General features: G+C 34.3%; 17 protein-coding genes and 1 tRNA gene. 13 read left to right on the top strand and 5 right to left on the bottom strand.

All coding sequences use genetic code 11. From position 1 onward, the window contains the following. Position 1: 1 nt before the first annotated feature. Together CES88_RS06900 and CES88_RS06895 are read left to right on the top strand one after the other, a co-directional pair. Complete coding sequence (locus CES88_RS06900; protein ID WP_290732777.1) at positions 2-394, top strand: hypothetical protein; 393 nt, start codon at positions 2-4, stop codon at positions 392-394. Further along, entirely contained in the window at positions 387-989 is a 603-nt protein-coding gene (locus CES88_RS06895; RefSeq protein WP_290732775.1) for a hypothetical protein, read from the top strand. Before CES88_RS06900 ends, CES88_RS06895 begins: the two co-directional genes overlap by 8 nt. Before the next feature lie 23 nt (positions 990-1,012). Here the strand turns inward: CES88_RS06895 and CES88_RS06890 are convergent, their stop codons facing one another. The 3 genes from CES88_RS06890 to greB form a co-directional block, all read right to left on the bottom strand. Beyond that, positions 1,013-1,801 (bottom strand): class I SAM-dependent methyltransferase, encoded by a 789-nt coding sequence (locus CES88_RS06890; protein WP_290732773.1) that lies wholly within the window; start codon positions 1,799-1,801, stop codon positions 1,013-1,015. A gap of 76 nt (positions 1,802-1,877) precedes the next feature. Further along, positions 1,878-2,258, bottom strand: coding sequence for a DUF6165 family protein (locus CES88_RS06885; protein ID WP_290732771.1), 381 nt, complete (start codon positions 2,256-2,258; stop codon positions 1,878-1,880). Next, on the bottom strand, positions 2,255-2,743 hold the full coding sequence (gene greB / locus CES88_RS06880) for a transcription elongation factor GreB (RefSeq protein ID WP_290732769.1): 489 nt from the start codon (positions 2,741-2,743) through the stop codon (positions 2,255-2,257). The genes CES88_RS06885 and greB overlap by 4 nt, the downstream gene beginning before the upstream one ends. 88 nt (positions 2,744-2,831) lie before the next feature. Between greB and def the strand changes: the two genes are divergently transcribed. The 3 genes from def to CES88_RS06865 all read left to right on the top strand — a co-directional run bounded on the left by def (position 2,832) and on the right by CES88_RS06865 (position 6,660). Beyond that, positions 2,832-3,368: a peptide deformylase gene (gene def / locus CES88_RS06875; RefSeq protein ID WP_290732767.1), complete on the top strand. Its 537-nt coding sequence runs from the start codon at positions 2,832-2,834 to the stop codon at positions 3,366-3,368. 86 nt (positions 3,369-3,454) lie between these two features. Continuing rightward, the gene (locus tag CES88_RS06870) at positions 3,455-4,723 is read left to right on the top strand and encodes a hypothetical protein (protein ID WP_290732765.1); all 1,269 of its coding nucleotides are present in this window, start codon (positions 3,455-3,457) and stop codon (positions 4,721-4,723) included. Continuing rightward, positions 4,720-6,660 carry a phosphatidylserine/phosphatidylglycerophosphate/cardiolipin synthase family protein gene (locus CES88_RS06865; protein ID WP_290732763.1) on the top strand — a complete coding sequence of 647 codons (1,941 nt, stop codon included), beginning with the start codon at positions 4,720-4,722 and terminating at the stop codon, positions 6,658-6,660. The genes CES88_RS06870 and CES88_RS06865 overlap by 4 nt, the downstream gene beginning before the upstream one ends. Here CES88_RS06865 and CES88_RS06860 read toward each other — a convergent pair. After that, positions 6,657-6,941, bottom strand: coding sequence for a hypothetical protein (locus CES88_RS06860; protein WP_290732761.1), 285 nt, complete (start codon positions 6,939-6,941; stop codon positions 6,657-6,659). The genes CES88_RS06865 and CES88_RS06860 overlap by 4 nt on opposite strands. A gap of 8 nt (positions 6,942-6,949) precedes the next feature. Further along, the gene (locus CES88_RS06855; RefSeq protein WP_290732759.1) at positions 6,950-7,693 is read right to left on the bottom strand and encodes an SDR family NAD(P)-dependent oxidoreductase; all 744 of its coding nucleotides are present in this window, start codon (positions 7,691-7,693) and stop codon (positions 6,950-6,952) included. Between the two features lie 81 nt (positions 7,694-7,774). On the opposite strand from CES88_RS06855, the gene CES88_RS06850 reads away from it, so the two are divergent. The 8 genes from CES88_RS06850 (at position 7,775) to CES88_RS06815 (ending at position 16,306) form a co-directional block, all read left to right on the top strand. Continuing rightward, complete coding sequence (locus CES88_RS06850; RefSeq protein WP_290732757.1) at positions 7,775-8,596, top strand: sulfite exporter TauE/SafE family protein; 822 nt, start codon at positions 7,775-7,777, stop codon at positions 8,594-8,596. Between the two features lie 63 nt (positions 8,597-8,659). Then, positions 8,660-8,736 (top strand) — tRNA-Asp (locus tag CES88_RS06845). A gap of 311 nt (positions 8,737-9,047) precedes the next feature. Then, complete coding sequence (locus tag CES88_RS06840) at positions 9,048-9,386, top strand: helix-turn-helix transcriptional regulator (RefSeq protein ID WP_290732755.1); 339 nt, start codon at positions 9,048-9,050, stop codon at positions 9,384-9,386. 18 nt (positions 9,387-9,404) lie between these two features. Next, positions 9,405-9,761: a hypothetical protein gene (locus CES88_RS06835; protein WP_290732754.1), complete on the top strand. Its 357-nt coding sequence runs from the start codon at positions 9,405-9,407 to the stop codon at positions 9,759-9,761. A gap of 512 nt (positions 9,762-10,273) precedes the next feature. Next, positions 10,274-10,723, top strand: a complete 450-nt coding sequence (locus CES88_RS06830) for a hypothetical protein (protein ID WP_290732752.1) — start codon at positions 10,274-10,276, stop codon at positions 10,721-10,723. Beyond that, positions 10,723-11,349, top strand: coding sequence for a TetR/AcrR family transcriptional regulator (locus tag CES88_RS06825; RefSeq protein ID WP_290732750.1), 627 nt, complete (start codon positions 10,723-10,725; stop codon positions 11,347-11,349). Before CES88_RS06830 ends, CES88_RS06825 begins: the two co-directional genes overlap by 1 nt. A gap of 11 nt (positions 11,350-11,360) precedes the next feature. After that, positions 11,361-15,899: an efflux RND transporter permease subunit gene (locus CES88_RS06820; RefSeq protein WP_290732748.1), complete on the top strand. Its 4,539-nt coding sequence runs from the start codon at positions 11,361-11,363 to the stop codon at positions 15,897-15,899. Next, the gene (locus CES88_RS06815) at positions 15,896-16,306 is read left to right on the top strand and encodes a hypothetical protein (protein ID WP_290732746.1); all 411 of its coding nucleotides are present in this window, start codon (positions 15,896-15,898) and stop codon (positions 16,304-16,306) included. Before CES88_RS06820 ends, CES88_RS06815 begins: the two co-directional genes overlap by 4 nt. Positions 16,307-16,326: the final 20 nt, after the last annotated feature.

Below are 16,326 nucleotides of genomic sequence, written 5' to 3'. Positions count from 1 at the left end.
GATGGATAAGGAATTATTAAACACAATTGATAATTCTATTAATTCCATTCTTTGGATCAGTGAAAAAGAGTTTCAAAATTCAAGTAGATACTTCCAAGAATTCAACTATCTCACAAGCGGAATTCTTGAGAAAAAAGAATCGAACCTCGTAGGTCTCTATCAAACACAAAGTTTTAATAATATTTTAAATATTGCCTTAATTAATAAGGCAGCAGATCAATCAACTCTCTTAGCAGTAGAGTCTACCCTATCAATACTAATTAAAGACTCTCCAAGTAAAATACTTATTGTCCACGAAGGTGTGGAAGATAAATTAGTCGAAAAGTTTTCAAAAAAATATAAGAAGCATACTTTCCTAGAATTTTCTCCAAAAGAGGATACTACAGATGAATAAGTTAATCCTACTTTCTCTCACTATGATTCTCTCACTCTCATCTCTTGCAGACTGTGAAAGAGAATACGACAAATTTAAATTAGTCGCCCTTACAGAGCCGGTAATCACTCCAATTAGAACAGGAGTGTACTTCTCAACAGGTGCAATTTCTTCTACAGGTGCGACTCTCGGAGGAACTCTCTCCTTAAATATAGAACTAAGTACTGCTGGAATTCTCTATGGTGCTGCCTTCACTTATGAAGGGACTTACTTTATTAAAGCAACTATTTCAAACTTCAAGAAGTTCAAAGGCAGAGCTTACGCTCAAAGGTTAATTATTGAATCTAAAGTTGGTCTCGGGGATACGCTAGAAGAATTCATTGACGATGTAAATGAAGGCCTCAATGACTATACTCAACTATCAAAAGAGCAAGTTATTGATGAAGTGCTACTTGGGAACTCCACTTTTGATTTCTGCCAAACGAGAGAGACTATGTTCACTCTTAATAATATAAAGAACCATATAATTAAGAAATATACACCACTTAATGATGTTGAACCTGATTATGACTATGATTTAGATATCGATATTATTGATGGTGGATACGAAAACTAAAAAACCGGCCTAAGCCGGTTTTTTTATTTTAAAGCACAAATATAAGTGACCCAAGATTCACAATTCTCTTCGACCTTGGCCGGATAGAAGTTTCCATCACCTCCACCGTCGCCATCCTCGCCTTCCCAGTATGGAATGACACTTGAGAATCCTGCTTCTTTCATAATATCCTGAAGCTCTGTTAGCCCCCACATTCTCCAATCATATGTAAAAACTTTTTCATGCTTCTTACCTTGATACTTAAAATGAATGTAGTACAAGACCTCTGAAGTTATTGGATTAAATTTATCGCAATCCCAGAAATATGTATGATCATCATGGTCCGTTTCCTCTACCATTTCTTGGCAAGCATCTGTTCCACCAAATAGATCAATAAAGAATGCTCCATTATCATTTAGTCCCTCTCTGACTTTTTTAAAGTAATTAAGAAGGACTGCTCTTTCTTTAAAAATAAAATAAGAGAAATTAAATGCAACAACAATATCTGACTTGAATTCTCTGCTGTCTAAAACATTTCCTTCAATATAACTCATTCTTGATTTTTCAGCTTCGCTTAATCTTGAATAATGATTCTCTCTACCGTATTTAATTGGCTCAGAGTCTAAATCAACCCCCCAGGCCTTATGCTCTGAAGATTGCTTCACCCAATCACAGGCCATAGCAGCTGTACCACCAAAATCTTCTCTTAGTGTGAAGGGTTTCTTCTTAAAATACTTACGATACTCTTTATTGATAAATTCAATATCTGTTTCATGGTTTTGAACTGAAGATTCGTAAAGTTTATACTTATCTTCAATTGATAGCTTTGCCATCAAGGACTCCTCTAAAATATTTTTTAAAAAATGTACCATAGATCAATGAGAATGTTGAAGAGATAATAAAAGAAAACTAGTATTCTTCATAAGATTTTACTTCTTTCATAGAAGATCCGTACTTATTATTCACTTCATTCTTTACTGCAAAGCGCTGATCATTAGTTATATAAACTGAACGGGCCAAGCTTATGAATTGAGAAGAGAAGTCACTTCTCTTCTCACATTCACGAATATCGTCCTCTATTTCCCATAACTCCGTATTAATCTTTTGAAGCTTAGATAAGTAATTCTCAATTCCACTTAGACGTAATTCCTCAAGAGTTTTATTTAAAGCCTTATATTCAGACAATACTAAATCTGTTTTACTAGTATCTTTTATTTTCTCCATTTTAATTTTTAAAATAGAGATTTTATCTACTAATTCACCAAGAGAAACTTCACATTGTATATTCATAATATTTCCTTATATTCGACTTTTATAATTTCTAATTCAAACGTATTTCTAGGAGCTGTAATCGTAACTGAGTCTCCAACACTTTTTCCAAGAAGAGTCCTTCCAATTGGTGACTTCCAACTCACCCATCCCTTTGAAATATCTATTTCATCAATTCCAACTATTGTATAAATCCTTTCCTCTCCCTCTTCATTTTCAACTGTAACCGTTGCTGAGAATTGAATCTTTTCAGAATTCATATCTAGAGGATTTATAACAACCGAATCTTCAAGTCTCTTCTTTAAAAACCTGAGTCTTCGATCAATTTCTCTAAGTCTCTTCTTACCATAAATATAATCAGCATTTTCAGAACGATCTCCATTCCCTGCGGCCCAAGCAATCGTTCTTGTGGTCTCTGGTCTTTCAACTTTTATAAGTCTTTCCATTTCATCTGAAAGCTTCTTGAAGCAAGAAGGTGTCATGTAGTTACTTTTACTTTGTTGCAAACAAGAAATCCTTATTGATTCGTACAGATAAGTATTAATTCTAGCGACTTTTTCAAATTTATTCTATCATGGATTTACAGGAGTGATTATGGCGATAAAAGAATTAACTAGAATGGGAAACCCAGTACTTAGAGAAGTCGCTCAAGAGTATGATATTTCAGCTATTGGTTCTGAAGCTTTTAGCTCTCTTATTGATGACCTCGTTGATACAATGAACGAAAATGGTGGCATAGGTATAGCCGCACCACAGATTGGTATTTCTAGCCAAGTAGCGATTATAAAAATCCCTGGAGATTCAGAGAGATATCCAAATGCAGCAGAGAGCGAATTATTTATTATAGTGAACCCTATAATTGAAGTTCTCGATCAAGAACTTCAAGGTTTCTGGGAGGGGTGCTTGTCTGTTCCAGGGCTCAGAGGTTTTGTCCAAAGGCCTAGGAAAGTCAAAGTTACTTACTACAACCAAGACGCTAAAAAGTCAGAAATTGTCTTAGAAGACTTCTTAGCGACAGTTTTTCAACATGAGCTGGACCACCTTTTTGGAAAACTCTATATTGATAGGGTTAAGGACTTAAGCAAGCTAAGCTATGAAGATGAGTATGTACAATTTTGGTCAAACACATAAGCATTTGAAATGACTTGCTTAAGTTTAAATTGAGCTAAACAAAATCTCTCAAAATACCGATAAAAAATAGGATTTGAGGGAAGTAATTGAAATATTCACGACGTTACAAACACATTCTTATTTGGATACCGTTCTCCATTTTTATTTTACTAGTGGCGACTTATTCACTATCTAATTTCTATGGGCCTTATTATCAATATTGGGCCAATCAAATTCAATCTGTACAACAGGATAGATCCATTGCAAGCTCAATCGGAAGTCTTGAGTATGATGCCTATAAGGACTACTTCTACGGTAATGCCTTTAATAAATACCTAAACTATAAAATATCCTCTGAAGTATGGAGTAGTGGCACTACAACTAATTCTAATATCTTAACAGTGAAGGCATTCCAAGAAGCGATTCAAGTAACGCTTGAAGAAAATAAAACTAAGGGAAAGCCTATTGTAGAATTATTTCAAGAAAATATTCTCTCCTCATCAACCGAGAGGTTTATAAAGCTCTTGAAAGAAAGTGGTATGAAAGAAGGAAAATTTCAAGTTGATATTCACTTTCAACCTCAATTTGAACAAAGCTTAAGCTTTAAAAATGAACAATCTACTAATCAGCTCGTTAATATAAATCATTTAACTCTTAAGGAAGAATTAGAGAAATCAAATCCAACGATTACAGAGTCTGTCTTTAATTCGAAAATGTCCTCATCTCAGAAACGTTATCAATATAGCGGAGGAACAATAAGTGTCCTAATAGATCTTAAAAAAATCAAGAAAGAGGAACCAATCGCTCAAGTTCGCTTCAGAAGATACTTTCGCGCAGATGACCTTACTGAGCCAGACCTTGAAATTAGCTCCAATAACCTAAAAGTAAAAATGCTTCATCTCGTATCCCTCAAAAAAAGTAACCATAACTTTATTACTGTTGATCTATATAAAGATATATTACTTAGCTCAAAGAAGTCGAAAAGAGATAGACTTGAAATATTCTTTGGAAAGCTTGTTCCATCAATAAAGAAAGAGGGGAAATGGTTAAAGTCTAACTTTAGCCAAATTAATAATGCCTCTATAACTACTGGAGACTTCTTTCTACATGGAAGATATACAGCTTCAACAATAAAACTAAAAACTAAAATCAAAGTCGAAAAGTTGGTCTACTCCTTTGAAGAAAAGAAGTTTACTAAAGACTCTTTGATTTACGTTCAATTAAATGGTCGTGTTCCCGCATCAATTGATAAACTAAGAGAGAGTTTTCTCATAAAAAATATTTTTCGAGAAAATATTGCAGAGAAATTAATTCGATCATTAGAATTAGATAACTTTCTATATGTTAGTGACGAAAACTCAGTAGGTAGTCTATGAAGAACCTACTCTCTATTTTCATCCTTCAATTTTCCCTATATTCACAAGGAAGTAACTTTAATTTACAAGAAAGAATAGAGATCAGCAGCTACTATAAAGATTCATATGCTATAGTATATGGAGACTCTTCTTATTCTGATTTAGGAGAATTTAAAAAGTCTATTCAAAAGCTTGACCGAGAAAAAAAGAAAGAAGCCAAGGCCTTAGTGGATGAGCTCTCAAGTATAATTCCCACAGACTTCCTAAGACCAATTATTTACTGGAAAGTAATTTCTCCAAACCAGAGAAACCTTAGTCAGACTCTTGCTTATATCATGACTTATAAGGCAAATATTCTTCGTGATAGTTATCAGTCTCCACTAGTGAGTTCCGAAGAAAAAGAGAAAGTAAAAAAGATAATTACTAAGATTTATCATAGAAAAGATATCACTGAAAATAACTTCTACGACTCTTTAATCAATGACTTTAGACAGAAGTCTAATCTAATTTCTAGTTTTTCTGATCTTAAGAATTTTATCTTGGCCATAAAAGAAACGAAGCCGATCTCCTATTCCTTGCAAGAAGGGCTGAAAATATCTCCCTATACTTTAAGTTTTTCAGGTTTGATACCAGGTAATCAAGTTGAAATATTCAACAAGAATGCCACTGATAAAGAAAGAATTGATTGGTATTTAAACCAAGAGAATAAAGACCTTACAGAAATGCCTAAGACAAAGCATGGGCAAGGTCATATTGCATTTAAAACAGACCCTATTTTCATCAAAGTAAAAGAGATGATTGTAGAAGCTAAAGAATCTATTTTCATAAGTGTAAGAATTATAGATGGAACTCTTGGCATGACTGTCATGAAATACCTTTTAAGAGAAACTGAGAAGAAACTCTCTAAGAACTCAAACTTCAAAGTATTTATTCTCGTTCAAGAAGAGACTCAGACTTTAGAGTACTTAAAATTGGAAACGAATTTAAGGGTTAAGCTAAGAAATAATGTTTTCTTAGTGAAGACATTTGATGAAGAAAGAGAGAATAATTCAAAATTAATTGTTATAGATGCTAATACTGAAGAGCCTCAGGCCCTTGTTGGATCTAAGAATTGGAGTGATCACTCTGGAGGATATTTCTTTGATAACGATATTTGGATCAAAGGTCCTGCCGCTGCACTCTTGCAAAGCAACTTCTACAGCGATTTTGAAACTGCCCTCCTAAAGAGTTCTCAGTACTTAAATAATTCCAAAAATATTTTAGATACTTTTAAAATAAGAAGAGATTCTTATCCTCTTTTAGGTGATGAAGTCGTTCGTCTCGCGGAATCGTCTTTAGACGGAAAGATTAAGAATACAAGAAATATAGTCATAGACATGATTAGAAATGCCAAATCCCATATCTACATGGAGCAACTCTATCTCTATGACTCCTATATTATAAATGCTCTTATTAAGAGAAAGCTTGAAGTGCCAAAGCTTGATATTAGGATACTAGCTGATCACAATAGTAACGTTGGCCTAAATGGTCTTCCTAACACGATCTACTTAAGAGAGCTCAACTTATATAATATTGAAGTCAAAGCGAGAAAGACAACTTCTAGCGCAAAGAATCTTCCAAATGGTGAACTGCAAATTTATCATCAAGAAAATCACAGAAATACTCTCTCTATTGATGGAAAAACTCTACTTACAGGTTCCGCCTCTCTTTCTCCAAATTCACAAGAGGGAAATACAAGAGAGATCGGTGTTCAAATATTTGATAAGAAATCAATTCGAAATTTTGAAAATAATTTTCTACTGACATGGAATGATCGAAATAAAGTGATGGATTTAGATATTCAAAACTTTCGTGCAACTATCGACAATTCGAGTCTCTCAAAAGAGATCTCTTCACTGATTAACGCCATTGCATCTAGCCTGATAAAAGCAAAAGATGAGCTTAAAAAGAAATTCTAATCTTCTTTATTTAACTGCGAAATATCACAACCAGTATCACCACCTTGAAGCTTAAAGGCCTCTTGTTTTGGTTTTACAAGCTTTTCTTTAATTTCCTCTTCCGTATCGCAAGATTCATCTACTTTCTTTTTTAAATCAGAGAAATCGTCCTTAACTGAAACGGAATTAGCGTTCTTTGAAAAGTCATAATGAGGCTGAGGTTTCGAAGTCTCTAAAACCTTTGTTTCTTCCTTATTACAACTGATGAGAATTAATAGTGATATAAGAATCGTTTTTTTCATAACAGTACCTACTTACTATAATTTGCAATCGGCATTTGCATAAATGCTCTATACATCCACCTTGGTAGTCTCTCTAGTATAAACATTACTGTTTTCATTTGCCATGGAAAAACGAAGAGAACCTTCTTTCTGTCTAAGGCCTTTCTAATTTTCTTAGCGGCCTTCTCAGAACTCATAAGCCACGGCATTCCGTGATCATTTTTCTGAGTTAAAGGAGTATCAACAAATCCCGGAGCAATACAAGTTACGTCTATATTAAATGATTTCAAATCCATTGAGTAAGACTCACAGAGTTTTAACACTGCTGCTTTAGAGGCTGAGTATGATGATGCTCCAGGAAGCCCTACCATTCCAGCAACACTTGCAACCGCGGCGAGGTGACCTTTCTTATTTGGAAGCATATTCTTAAGTGCAGCTTCAAAAGTATTTAAGACACCTAAGACGTTAATATTAATTACATCTCTAGAGGCTACGAAGTCGGGTTCCTTAGTTTTACTACCAACACTTCGACCGGCACTCGCAATCATTAGATCGAGAGAGCCTTCACTAAATTCATCTACTGCTGCAATTAACTCTTCTCTATTTGTGACATCGACTTTATAGGTCTTTAAGTTCTTAAACTTTTCAAGAGCGCCGGTTTCAATTCGAGATAAATCTCTGCCACAGATCCCAACAATATGATCATCCTCTAAATATTCTTTTGCTAGCGACCAACCAATTCCAGTTGTCCCACCCGTAATAAAAATTTTCATAAATTATCCTTTTGTCTATTCTATCTAAGGAAATGAATGTGGCAACTGTACATCTCCTATTTGCCTCTATAAACTCTAATCATGATACTTTTAGGACTTGTAATTACTGGTATTTTCGTAGGACTACTCTCCACTTTCTTTGGAGTTGGCGGAGGAATTCTGATCGTTCCTACCCTCTACACGTTCTTCTCTTACCTCCCCCCTCAAGTAGTCATTGCAACATCGCTCACGCTTATCTTCTTCAATTCTTTTAAGAATGTTTTCTTTTTTATAAAGGCGGGAGTTAAGCCAAATTTTAAATATCTTGCTCCCATTGCTCTCTCCATGCTTACAGGTGTGATTATTGGTGGAAAGCTCACGCTGCTTATGGATGGAAAAACTATTAAACTAATCTTTAGCATCTTTGTTTTTCTCATCGCCCTTAGAACTATTTTAAATAAGAAAGAAACTAATAACGAAGAAAAGTGGGCCCCTGAACTCAATATGAAAACAATCCTGCTTGGTATACTCACAGGTCTCATAGGAGGTCTTATTTCGGGAATGACAGGCCTTGGAGGCGGGGCTATCCTCGTTCCACTATTTATAGTTATTCTAAATATTCCCTTTAAGCTCCTCTCAGTTAATAGTAACACCTGCATGGTAGTTGGAACTTTCACAGGAATGCTCACATACCTACTACAACCAACTCCAACTTTTGTTTTCAACTATAGATTTCTAGAAATGGGACAGGTGGGATATGTAAATTTCTCAGTGGTGATCGCACTCTTCATCGGTTCGTCTCTTTCTTCTAAGCTTGGAGTAAGTTGGACACAGAGAGTTAGCCCAAAGCTCGCCAATAGATTATTCTCGGTACTGCTACTGGTCATTTCAATAAAAACTTTTGTCTCTTCACAATTTTATTAAAAAAGACCAATTTCTCTATTGACTCTACACCTATAAATCCTTATATTTAATCTCACGAAATGCGGGGGAGTAGTTAAGTTGGTTATAACGTCGCCCTGTCACGGCGAAGGCCGCGGGTTCGAGTCCCGTCTCTCCCGCCATTTTTAGTACATAAAAAAGCCCGTCTCTGATGGGCTTTTTTAATTCCCTAAAATCACACGGAAGACCTTTCAATAGTTTAAATAATTCAGTTTTTAACAAAATCACAGTAGATCACAAAAAGTCACGATCGTTGCCTAAATTTTGCCTACAATTTGCCTACGACTAATTCAGTCACAATTTTCATCCATATTTTTACCCTAACCAACTTATAGAAAATGGGAATTCATAATCAATTTCCATCACTTCTAGATATTAAGTTGGTTATAGAATTATCAAAGAGCGATTCACAATCTAACAAAAGGAGAAGAACGTGAATTTAGCTTTACAGGAATGCGAGAAGCTTCCAACAGCACAAGTTTTTAGACATCTGCGCATCTCAGCTGGAATGAGAATAAGGGACTTAGCGAAGCTTCTAGGAGTTAGTCACACCCTTATTTGCCACTACGAGCAATCAAGACAACCGATACCGTCAGACAGGATAAAGGATATGTGTCGAATTTTTAATCTCACCCTTGATGACTTGAATAAGTTACTAAAAAGCGGAGATATACCCATAAACCATAAAGATGAGTGTCACCTTTTAATATCCAAAATGGATAACGAAAAGCTCAAGACTGTATACCAAGTTTTAAAATCAATGGCATCTTAACCATAAAAGGAAATTAACATGAACGGTAAAAAGCAAACACAAATAGTAAGTACAATTGGCAACAGAACAACATTACCAATAAAACGAAAGACAAAAGAGCTAACAGACAAACTTTTGAAGAAGTTAAACAAGACCAAGCTTGGAAGTAAAATTTATCCTGATGATTTAGTTCAATTTTGGGTTAGCAAGATGAATGATGATCTATGTAAAGAATTACAACAATCTAAAATCACAATTGTTGATGAAATGCCAAGAATAAGAAAACTATGGGAAGACAAAAATATAAAAATATCTGATGAGAAATGGGAGCTAATGAAGATAACTGGTGAACTAACAGACTTTTTTAGACAGCACTCTATGATCAAGTTGCAATAACAATTTACAATAAGCTAGGACATTTTTTGGGATGTCCTAGCTATTACAAAGGAGTGCTCATACGTGAGCAATATGAAAAAAATCAATTAGCATCCGTGCATACTTAATTATGAATTATAAAAATGAATCTGGGAAATATACAAAATAAAGAAGTGGCCTAAGCCGCTTCTTCTGGTACACTTTCTTTAATATATTGTTCTAGATCATGTAGCCAATAGTTTGGAGCGACACGAGACTATATTCGAATCTTCTCTTAGTATTTCAAAATTTTTTACAAAAATATCTTTACCAAACTCATTCTTTATATTTTCAAGCTCTTGCATACGATTTAACTGCCGACAAGTTTTATTTATTTTGAAAGTAATCAATAAAAACAACACTCTAGGTGTAATGAAGCGATATATTCACGTAATTACATTATTATTTAGTTGCATTTGCAATTACTTACACCTATAACTATACACCCGTATAGTTATAGGTCTCATAAAAAAATAGGTCAAAAAAGGATAAAAATGAATAAATTAATCTGTATCGTTTTAGTAATTACATTAAATACTGCTTTTTCTAATGAGCACAATCACAGCAAAGATTCAAAAGAACATGATCATTCTATATCCTCTGGTAAAGTAAAAGATCTTGGTGCTAAGAAGTTTATACCAACTGAAGATTTAAAAATTCGAATGGAAAAAATACTCAATCTTGTTAAAAAGAATAAAAAAAATAAAGATAATAAAACAGAAGTTAAAAAGGTGGGTAAAGCTATTTCTCTGGTAATAAGTGATATCTTCAAGACTTGTAAACTAGAGCCTGATGCGGATGAGGCTATTCACCCTGTACTTGCCGGAATTTTGACAGGATCTTCAGCTTTTGAGAAAGGGGACTATAAGACTGGCTTAAGTAGAATTCATGAAAGTTTACTAGATTATGAAAAACTTTTCTCACATGAAGAGTGGAAGCATTAATGTCTAGAAAATCAACAAATACTGATAAAAAGCTCTTGGTTGAGGGACGAAAGTTATTAATAAAGAAAGGTGCATCGAATTTAAGCATAAGAGAAGTCTCAACAGCAGCAAAAGTAAACTTAGGAATGTTTAGTTATCACTTTGGTAATAAAGACAAGTTTATTAAGTTGATACTAAGTGAAGTATATGAAGATTTTTTTGTGGATTTTGAATTAATTGAAAAAGAAGATAATCTCGCAACCCTTGAAAGCCAATTATTATCAATGGCAAAATTTGCTAGAGATAATCGTCATCTAATCCTTGTCCTTTTAAACGATATTCTAAATGGAGAAGAAGCTGTTCGAAAATTTGCTCGATTAAAAATGAGAAAGCATTTTATGATACTCGCAAAAACTATAAAGGATTGTCAGAAAAATAAAATTCTAATAGAAGCTCCCCTACCTCTTATTCTGACTCAAATTGCCGGTAGTATTGGACTTTCAAATTTAATACCAGGCTTACTCAAGAATTTAGGTGTAAATAAGGTTTTTGATCTAGGCGTGAGTGCCGTCAGTAAAAAACTGATGACGGATGAAGCAATCAAAATGAGAGTTGATATAGTTATTAAAGGACTCAGAAGAGAGTAAATAAGGATATTATGAAAAGCGTAACATTATATTTTATTAGAAGGCCTATACTTGTTAATTTTATTTTAGCTTTAAACTTTATACTCGGTGGATATTTCATTTACAAAGTCCCAAAAGAGGCATTCCCTGGAGTTTCGATGAATCAAATTGTCATTGTAACTAAATATCCGGGAGCTTCTTCAAAAGATGTTGAATTAAATGTTACTGGAAAAATCGAAGACAAAATTGCTGAGATTGGCAATATCAAGGAATTTCGATCTAGCTCTATTGAAAGTGTATCGAGAATAACAATTTTTGCTGATGATGATTTAAATGATTTTCAATTTAAAGATTTACTAGCAGATGTGCAGTCTGAGATTGATAAAATAGATGATTTTCCTTCCGACATAGAGGGGCAACCCGTTATTACCAGTGTAACGACCGAAGATAGACCCATTATGGAAATAGCATTTTCAGGTTCATATGATCTTTTGAAAAACAAATTACCTCAAATCGAGGATGACTTAAGAAAAGTTTCTGGCGTATCAAGTGTAACAACGGTCGGGTTACCTGACGAAGAAATCCATATCGAAGTGGATGCTAAAAAGGCCTTTGATAGGGATATTGATTTAAATTCAGTTTACTACGCAATTAACTCAAGAAATCAGGTGGGAACTGGGGGGACGTTAGAATCCTTTATCGCTCAAAAGAAGATTGTATCTTTCAATAAATACGAAAAAGCTGAAGACGTTTTAAATACAGTCATTAGGATGTCTCCAGACGGCCAAGGGGTCTATCTTGGTGATGTCGCGAATATAATTTATCGACCGAAAGACGATAAACTTATAGTCAGAAATAATGGTATGCGTGGTGCAACCATTTTGGTGGCCATTCGCAGTGGTGTTGATCAACTTAAGGTGTCGGACAAAATAAAAGAACTCCTTAAGCTAGAAGAGCTTCCTACCGGAACAAGTTACAAACTCAATAACGATGTTTCAGATAATGCTAGAAGCAAATTTACCTTATTGAAAAATAATGGGCTAATCGGCTTTGTACTCGTCCTTATATTACTATTTTATTTTTTAGGAGGTAAACCGGCTTTTTGGACTGCCTTTGGAATTCCGTTTACTGTATTTGGAAGCATGATTTTGTTTGTGCCAATGGGACTGACTCTAAATTCAGTTTCAATGGGAGCATTTGTCATTGTTTTAGGAATGATTGTTGATGATGCGATGGTTATCAGTGAGCGATTTGATGTAAATATAGAAAATGGTGAAAGTCCAGAGGAAGCAGCAAGCAATTCGGTTGGAAGGCTATGGAGGCCTGTTCTAGCAGCTTCATTAACAACAATTACAGCATTTTTACCATTATTGGCACTGGGAGGTTTGCCCGGAAAATTTATATGGCAAATGCCAACAGTTGTAATGATCGCATTATTTGTATCATTGATAGATTGCTATTTGCTGTTACCGGCCCACTTAGCACATGGATCAATAAAGAAAGGTGGCTATAAAAAGAATAGTGTTGTTATATTTTGGGAAAATCTTTATGAAAAAATACTTACCAAAGTTCTAAAATTTCGCTATCTCGCAATACTAGGGTTTCTTGGATTATTTGTGTTCAGTGTATTCATTGGAGCTACTAAGGTTCGGAAAGACTCCTTTCCTCAAGAAGCGTCAGAAGGATTTTCTCTAAAAATTACTTTAGAAAAAGGATACGCTCCAGAAAAGGTAGAAGCAATAATAAAGGATGTTGAAAATAGCATTGGAAATTTAAAAGAGAATGAACTTGTTGGGTATACCACACGAATAGGAACTCATAGTTTAAGTTCTCTTACAAATTTTGGAACTGAGGAAAATTTAGTCTCATTCTTAGTGTATCTGACTCCATATAGCGATAGAGAAAGAACCGCTCAAGATTTAATAAATGAAATAAATAGTAAACATTCAGAGACATTTAAATCTAAAGGGTATGATTTAGAGTTTGATCTAATGAGGATCGGGCCACCTTTAGGTGAACCTTTTGAAATTATTATGTCTTCTAATAAAAACGAAGATAGAAAGGAATCGTCTGATAAAGTTATTAGTTTTTTGAAAAAAATCAAAGGTATCTCTGATGTTAAAGATGATTTCATTCCGGGAAAAGATGAAATTAATCTTAAATTAAACTACAAGAAAGTTGCTCAGGCAGGATTAACGCCTGTAGATATTATAAGAACCTTGAGAATTGCTTTTGATGGACAGGTCGTAACGGATTACTCCTCTATAAATAAGTCCTATGATTTTAGATTAAGGCTGGACAAAAAATCGAGAGGTGACTTTGATTTTATTTCCAAGCTTCCTATCGCAAATAAGCGTGGTCAACTAATTAAGCTTGATACGATGATTGACTATGAAGAAAGACCTTCTTACGCTGAGATTAAGCATTATAATGGTCTACGCTCAACTTCTGTTACAGGGAACATTAATACCAAAGAGATAACCGCAGTGGAAATGCTTGATGTATTTAAGTCAAAGTTCGTTAAAGAAAAAAATATTAAATATACGATTAGTGGAAGACCTGTAGAAGAGGCAAAGATTTTCTCAGGACTAATAATAGCAGCAGGTTTGGCCATTGTTGGGATATATTTTATTTTAAGCTTAATGTTTGATTCATACGCAAAACCCTTTTTGATATTAACGGTAATTCCTTTTGGAGTTGTGGGAATATTCTTGTCTTTTTATCTTCACAATTTACCTATTTCAATGTTTGCTGGAATTGGACTCATTGGGCTTGCTGGAATAGTAGTAAATGATTCAATCGTTCTAGTGGATCATATAAATCAGCTTATGAAAGATAATGGTGGCTTTTCTAAAGAGCTACTTATTCAGGGAGCCAAAGAAAGATTAAGGCCAATTTCACTGACAACAATTAGTACTGTGCTGGCCGTCGCTCCTACTGCTTACGCTATTGGTGGGTATGACCCTTTATTGTCTCCTTTGTCTTTAGCAATTCTTTACGGACTTCTATTTGGTACTACCGTTGTTCTACTTTTTATGCCCACATTATATTTAATTGGAAATGACTTAGGGGATAAGTTTAAAAAATATAGAGGTGCTAAAATGAACAATATAGCAATGCTACTTATTTTTTCAGTGGTGGGAGGGTTTTTACCTGAAAATGCTATTGCACAGGAGAAATTGAATATTTCCTCAATAGTAAAAATATTAGAAGAATCGAATGAATTTAAAATACAAGATGAAAACGCAGTTCAAGCTGAATATCAAGAGAGTGGAGTTGACGGTATGCTTGATGGGAAGTTATCAGCAAAGCTATTTAAGTATACATCCGAAAACTATCCAAATCCTCCAATTACATTAGATTCAAAGAAAGAGGGTTATGGGCTTTCTTTAGATTACGAGAAGCTGACTTCTTATGGTTTTAAATTTGGGTTAGGTGTTGGTTTTGAAGACAAAGAAATGGGAACGATCCCAAGTAACAATCAATTCTCCTTGGATGCCATGGATAGTGTTTATAAGACATCAATCGCAATTCCATTGTGGAGAAATTTTGGCAGCCGAGAATACCACTTTAAGAAAAAGGCAGTATCGCTACAAAGGAAAGGTATTGAATATAGGACACAAGCTGAGAAGGATAAGGTTGCTCGTGATGCCATTGTCATTTATTGGAATTTAGTTAAATTAGTTAGAGAAAAAGAAATTGCTCAAAGTTCTTTAGATAGATTCAAGGGACTCCATAAGCATAATTTAGTAAAAAGAAAATCAGGCATTATTAGTAAATCAGAACTTCTTACCTCAGAAGTTGAAATAACTAACCGACAAAAAAATCTAGCAGAAATTAATTCAAAAATAGAGATTGAGAGCATAAAGCTAAAATCTATTTTAGAAATTGGATACAACCCAAAAATATCCATAGAGCAAATGAAGATTTCAAAATCTTTACTGAGTCTTTCAGATAACGAGGTTGTAAATATAATTAAAGAAGGTCTGGTGAGTTCTCAAATAAAAACAAGGAAAGAAATTTCTGAAAGCTTACTGAGAATTGAAAACGAGGCCGCAAAGTCAAATGTTGACTTATTTGTTTCACTAAAGAGCTTTGGCCGAGGAGGTGGGATTAGTGAATCCATTGAGGAGAACTCTCAAGACAAATACGAAGTATATGCAGGCATAAGTTGGGACTTTGATTTAGGAGGAAAGAAAAGCTCAAGTAATATTAATATGGCCCTGAGCCAGAAACGACAAGCTGAATTTAGAGAGAGACAAGTAGAATTAAATTTGAATAATGGCTTTGGAGAAATTAAGGGTAGAGTTCAATCAAATACAGAACAAATAACTTATTTAAAGAAAATAATAGTTCAGCAGAAAGAAATTTTAAAAGCTGAAAAAAAACGATTTAAAAATGGTAAAATTACAACTCTTGATTATGTCAAATTACAAGAAGCATATGACCGAAGCTCACTTCAAATTATTGGGTTAGAGTTTTTAAATGAAGTAACATCTCTTAACCTTTTTAATACCATTGGAAAAATGGAGATATATTTAACTAAATATAAAAATGGAGAAACCCTATGAAAATCAATAGTAAAAAAGACAAGATGATTATTGGAATTCTAGGCTTGCTTGCGATTGGATTTGGGATTATGACAATAAAGTCTGGTGGCTTTGCCCTATTTGGTGGTGAAGCAGGCAAGCAATTTGCTGGTAAATTCGTTCCATTTGTCCTCTGGTTTAACTTTATTGGTGGTTTTTTCTATGTAATTTTCGGAATTGGCATATTTCTAAAAAAGAAATGGGCTTTTTCTCTAGCGATAACTTTAGCCATCACGACCCTACTTGTCTTTATTGGTTTTGGTATTCATGTGTATTCAGGTAAAAGTTATGAGATAAGAACGGTTGGTGCCATGACACTGAGGTCAATCTTTTGGATTCTAATCTCTATTTTATCAAGAAATCGATTCCTAGTTCAGACTTCCACTTGAGTGAAACTGGCTGAAATAAA

Origin of the sequence: Halobacteriovorax sp. JY17 (genome assembly GCF_002753895.1) — a bacterium.
Classification (GTDB): domain Bacteria; phylum Bdellovibrionota; class Bacteriovoracia; order Bacteriovoracales; family Bacteriovoracaceae; genus Halobacteriovorax.
Note: the sequence above shows the minus strand (reverse complement) of the source record. Positions and strands in the feature narration are given on the sequence as shown.

Excerpts from the sequence above, each read along its gene's own strand:
- CES88_RS06900 (WP_290732777.1), top strand. The coding sequence starts at position 2 with ATGGATAAGGAATTATTAAACACAATTGATAATTCTATTAATTCCATT.
- CES88_RS06895 (WP_290732775.1), top strand. The coding sequence starts at position 387 with ATGAATAAGTTAATCCTACTTTCTCTCACTATGATTCTCTCACTCTCA.
- CES88_RS06890 (WP_290732773.1), bottom strand. The coding sequence starts at position 1,801 with ATGGCAAAGCTATCAATTGAAGATAAGTATAAACTTTACGAATCTTCA.
- CES88_RS06885 (WP_290732771.1), bottom strand. The coding sequence starts at position 2,258 with ATGAATATACAATGTGAAGTTTCTCTTGGTGAATTAGTAGATAAAATC.
- def (WP_290732767.1), top strand. The coding sequence starts at position 2,832 with ATGGCGATAAAAGAATTAACTAGAATGGGAAACCCAGTACTTAGAGAA.
- CES88_RS06865 (WP_290732763.1), top strand. The coding sequence starts at position 4,720 with ATGAAGAACCTACTCTCTATTTTCATCCTTCAATTTTCCCTATATTCA.
- CES88_RS06860 (WP_290732761.1), bottom strand. The coding sequence starts at position 6,941 with ATGAAAAAAACGATTCTTATATCACTATTAATTCTCATCAGTTGTAAT.
- CES88_RS06855 (WP_290732759.1), bottom strand. The coding sequence starts at position 7,693 with ATGAAAATTTTTATTACGGGTGGGACAACTGGAATTGGTTGGTCGCTA.
- CES88_RS06850 (WP_290732757.1), top strand. The coding sequence starts at position 7,775 with ATGATACTTTTAGGACTTGTAATTACTGGTATTTTCGTAGGACTACTC.
- CES88_RS06835 (WP_290732754.1), top strand. The coding sequence starts at position 9,405 with ATGAACGGTAAAAAGCAAACACAAATAGTAAGTACAATTGGCAACAGA.
- CES88_RS06830 (WP_290732752.1), top strand. The coding sequence starts at position 10,274 with ATGAATAAATTAATCTGTATCGTTTTAGTAATTACATTAAATACTGCT.
- CES88_RS06825 (WP_290732750.1), top strand. The coding sequence starts at position 10,723 with ATGTCTAGAAAATCAACAAATACTGATAAAAAGCTCTTGGTTGAGGGA.
- CES88_RS06820 (WP_290732748.1), top strand. The coding sequence starts at position 11,361 with ATGAAAAGCGTAACATTATATTTTATTAGAAGGCCTATACTTGTTAAT.
- CES88_RS06815 (WP_290732746.1), top strand. The coding sequence starts at position 15,896 with ATGAAAATCAATAGTAAAAAAGACAAGATGATTATTGGAATTCTAGGC.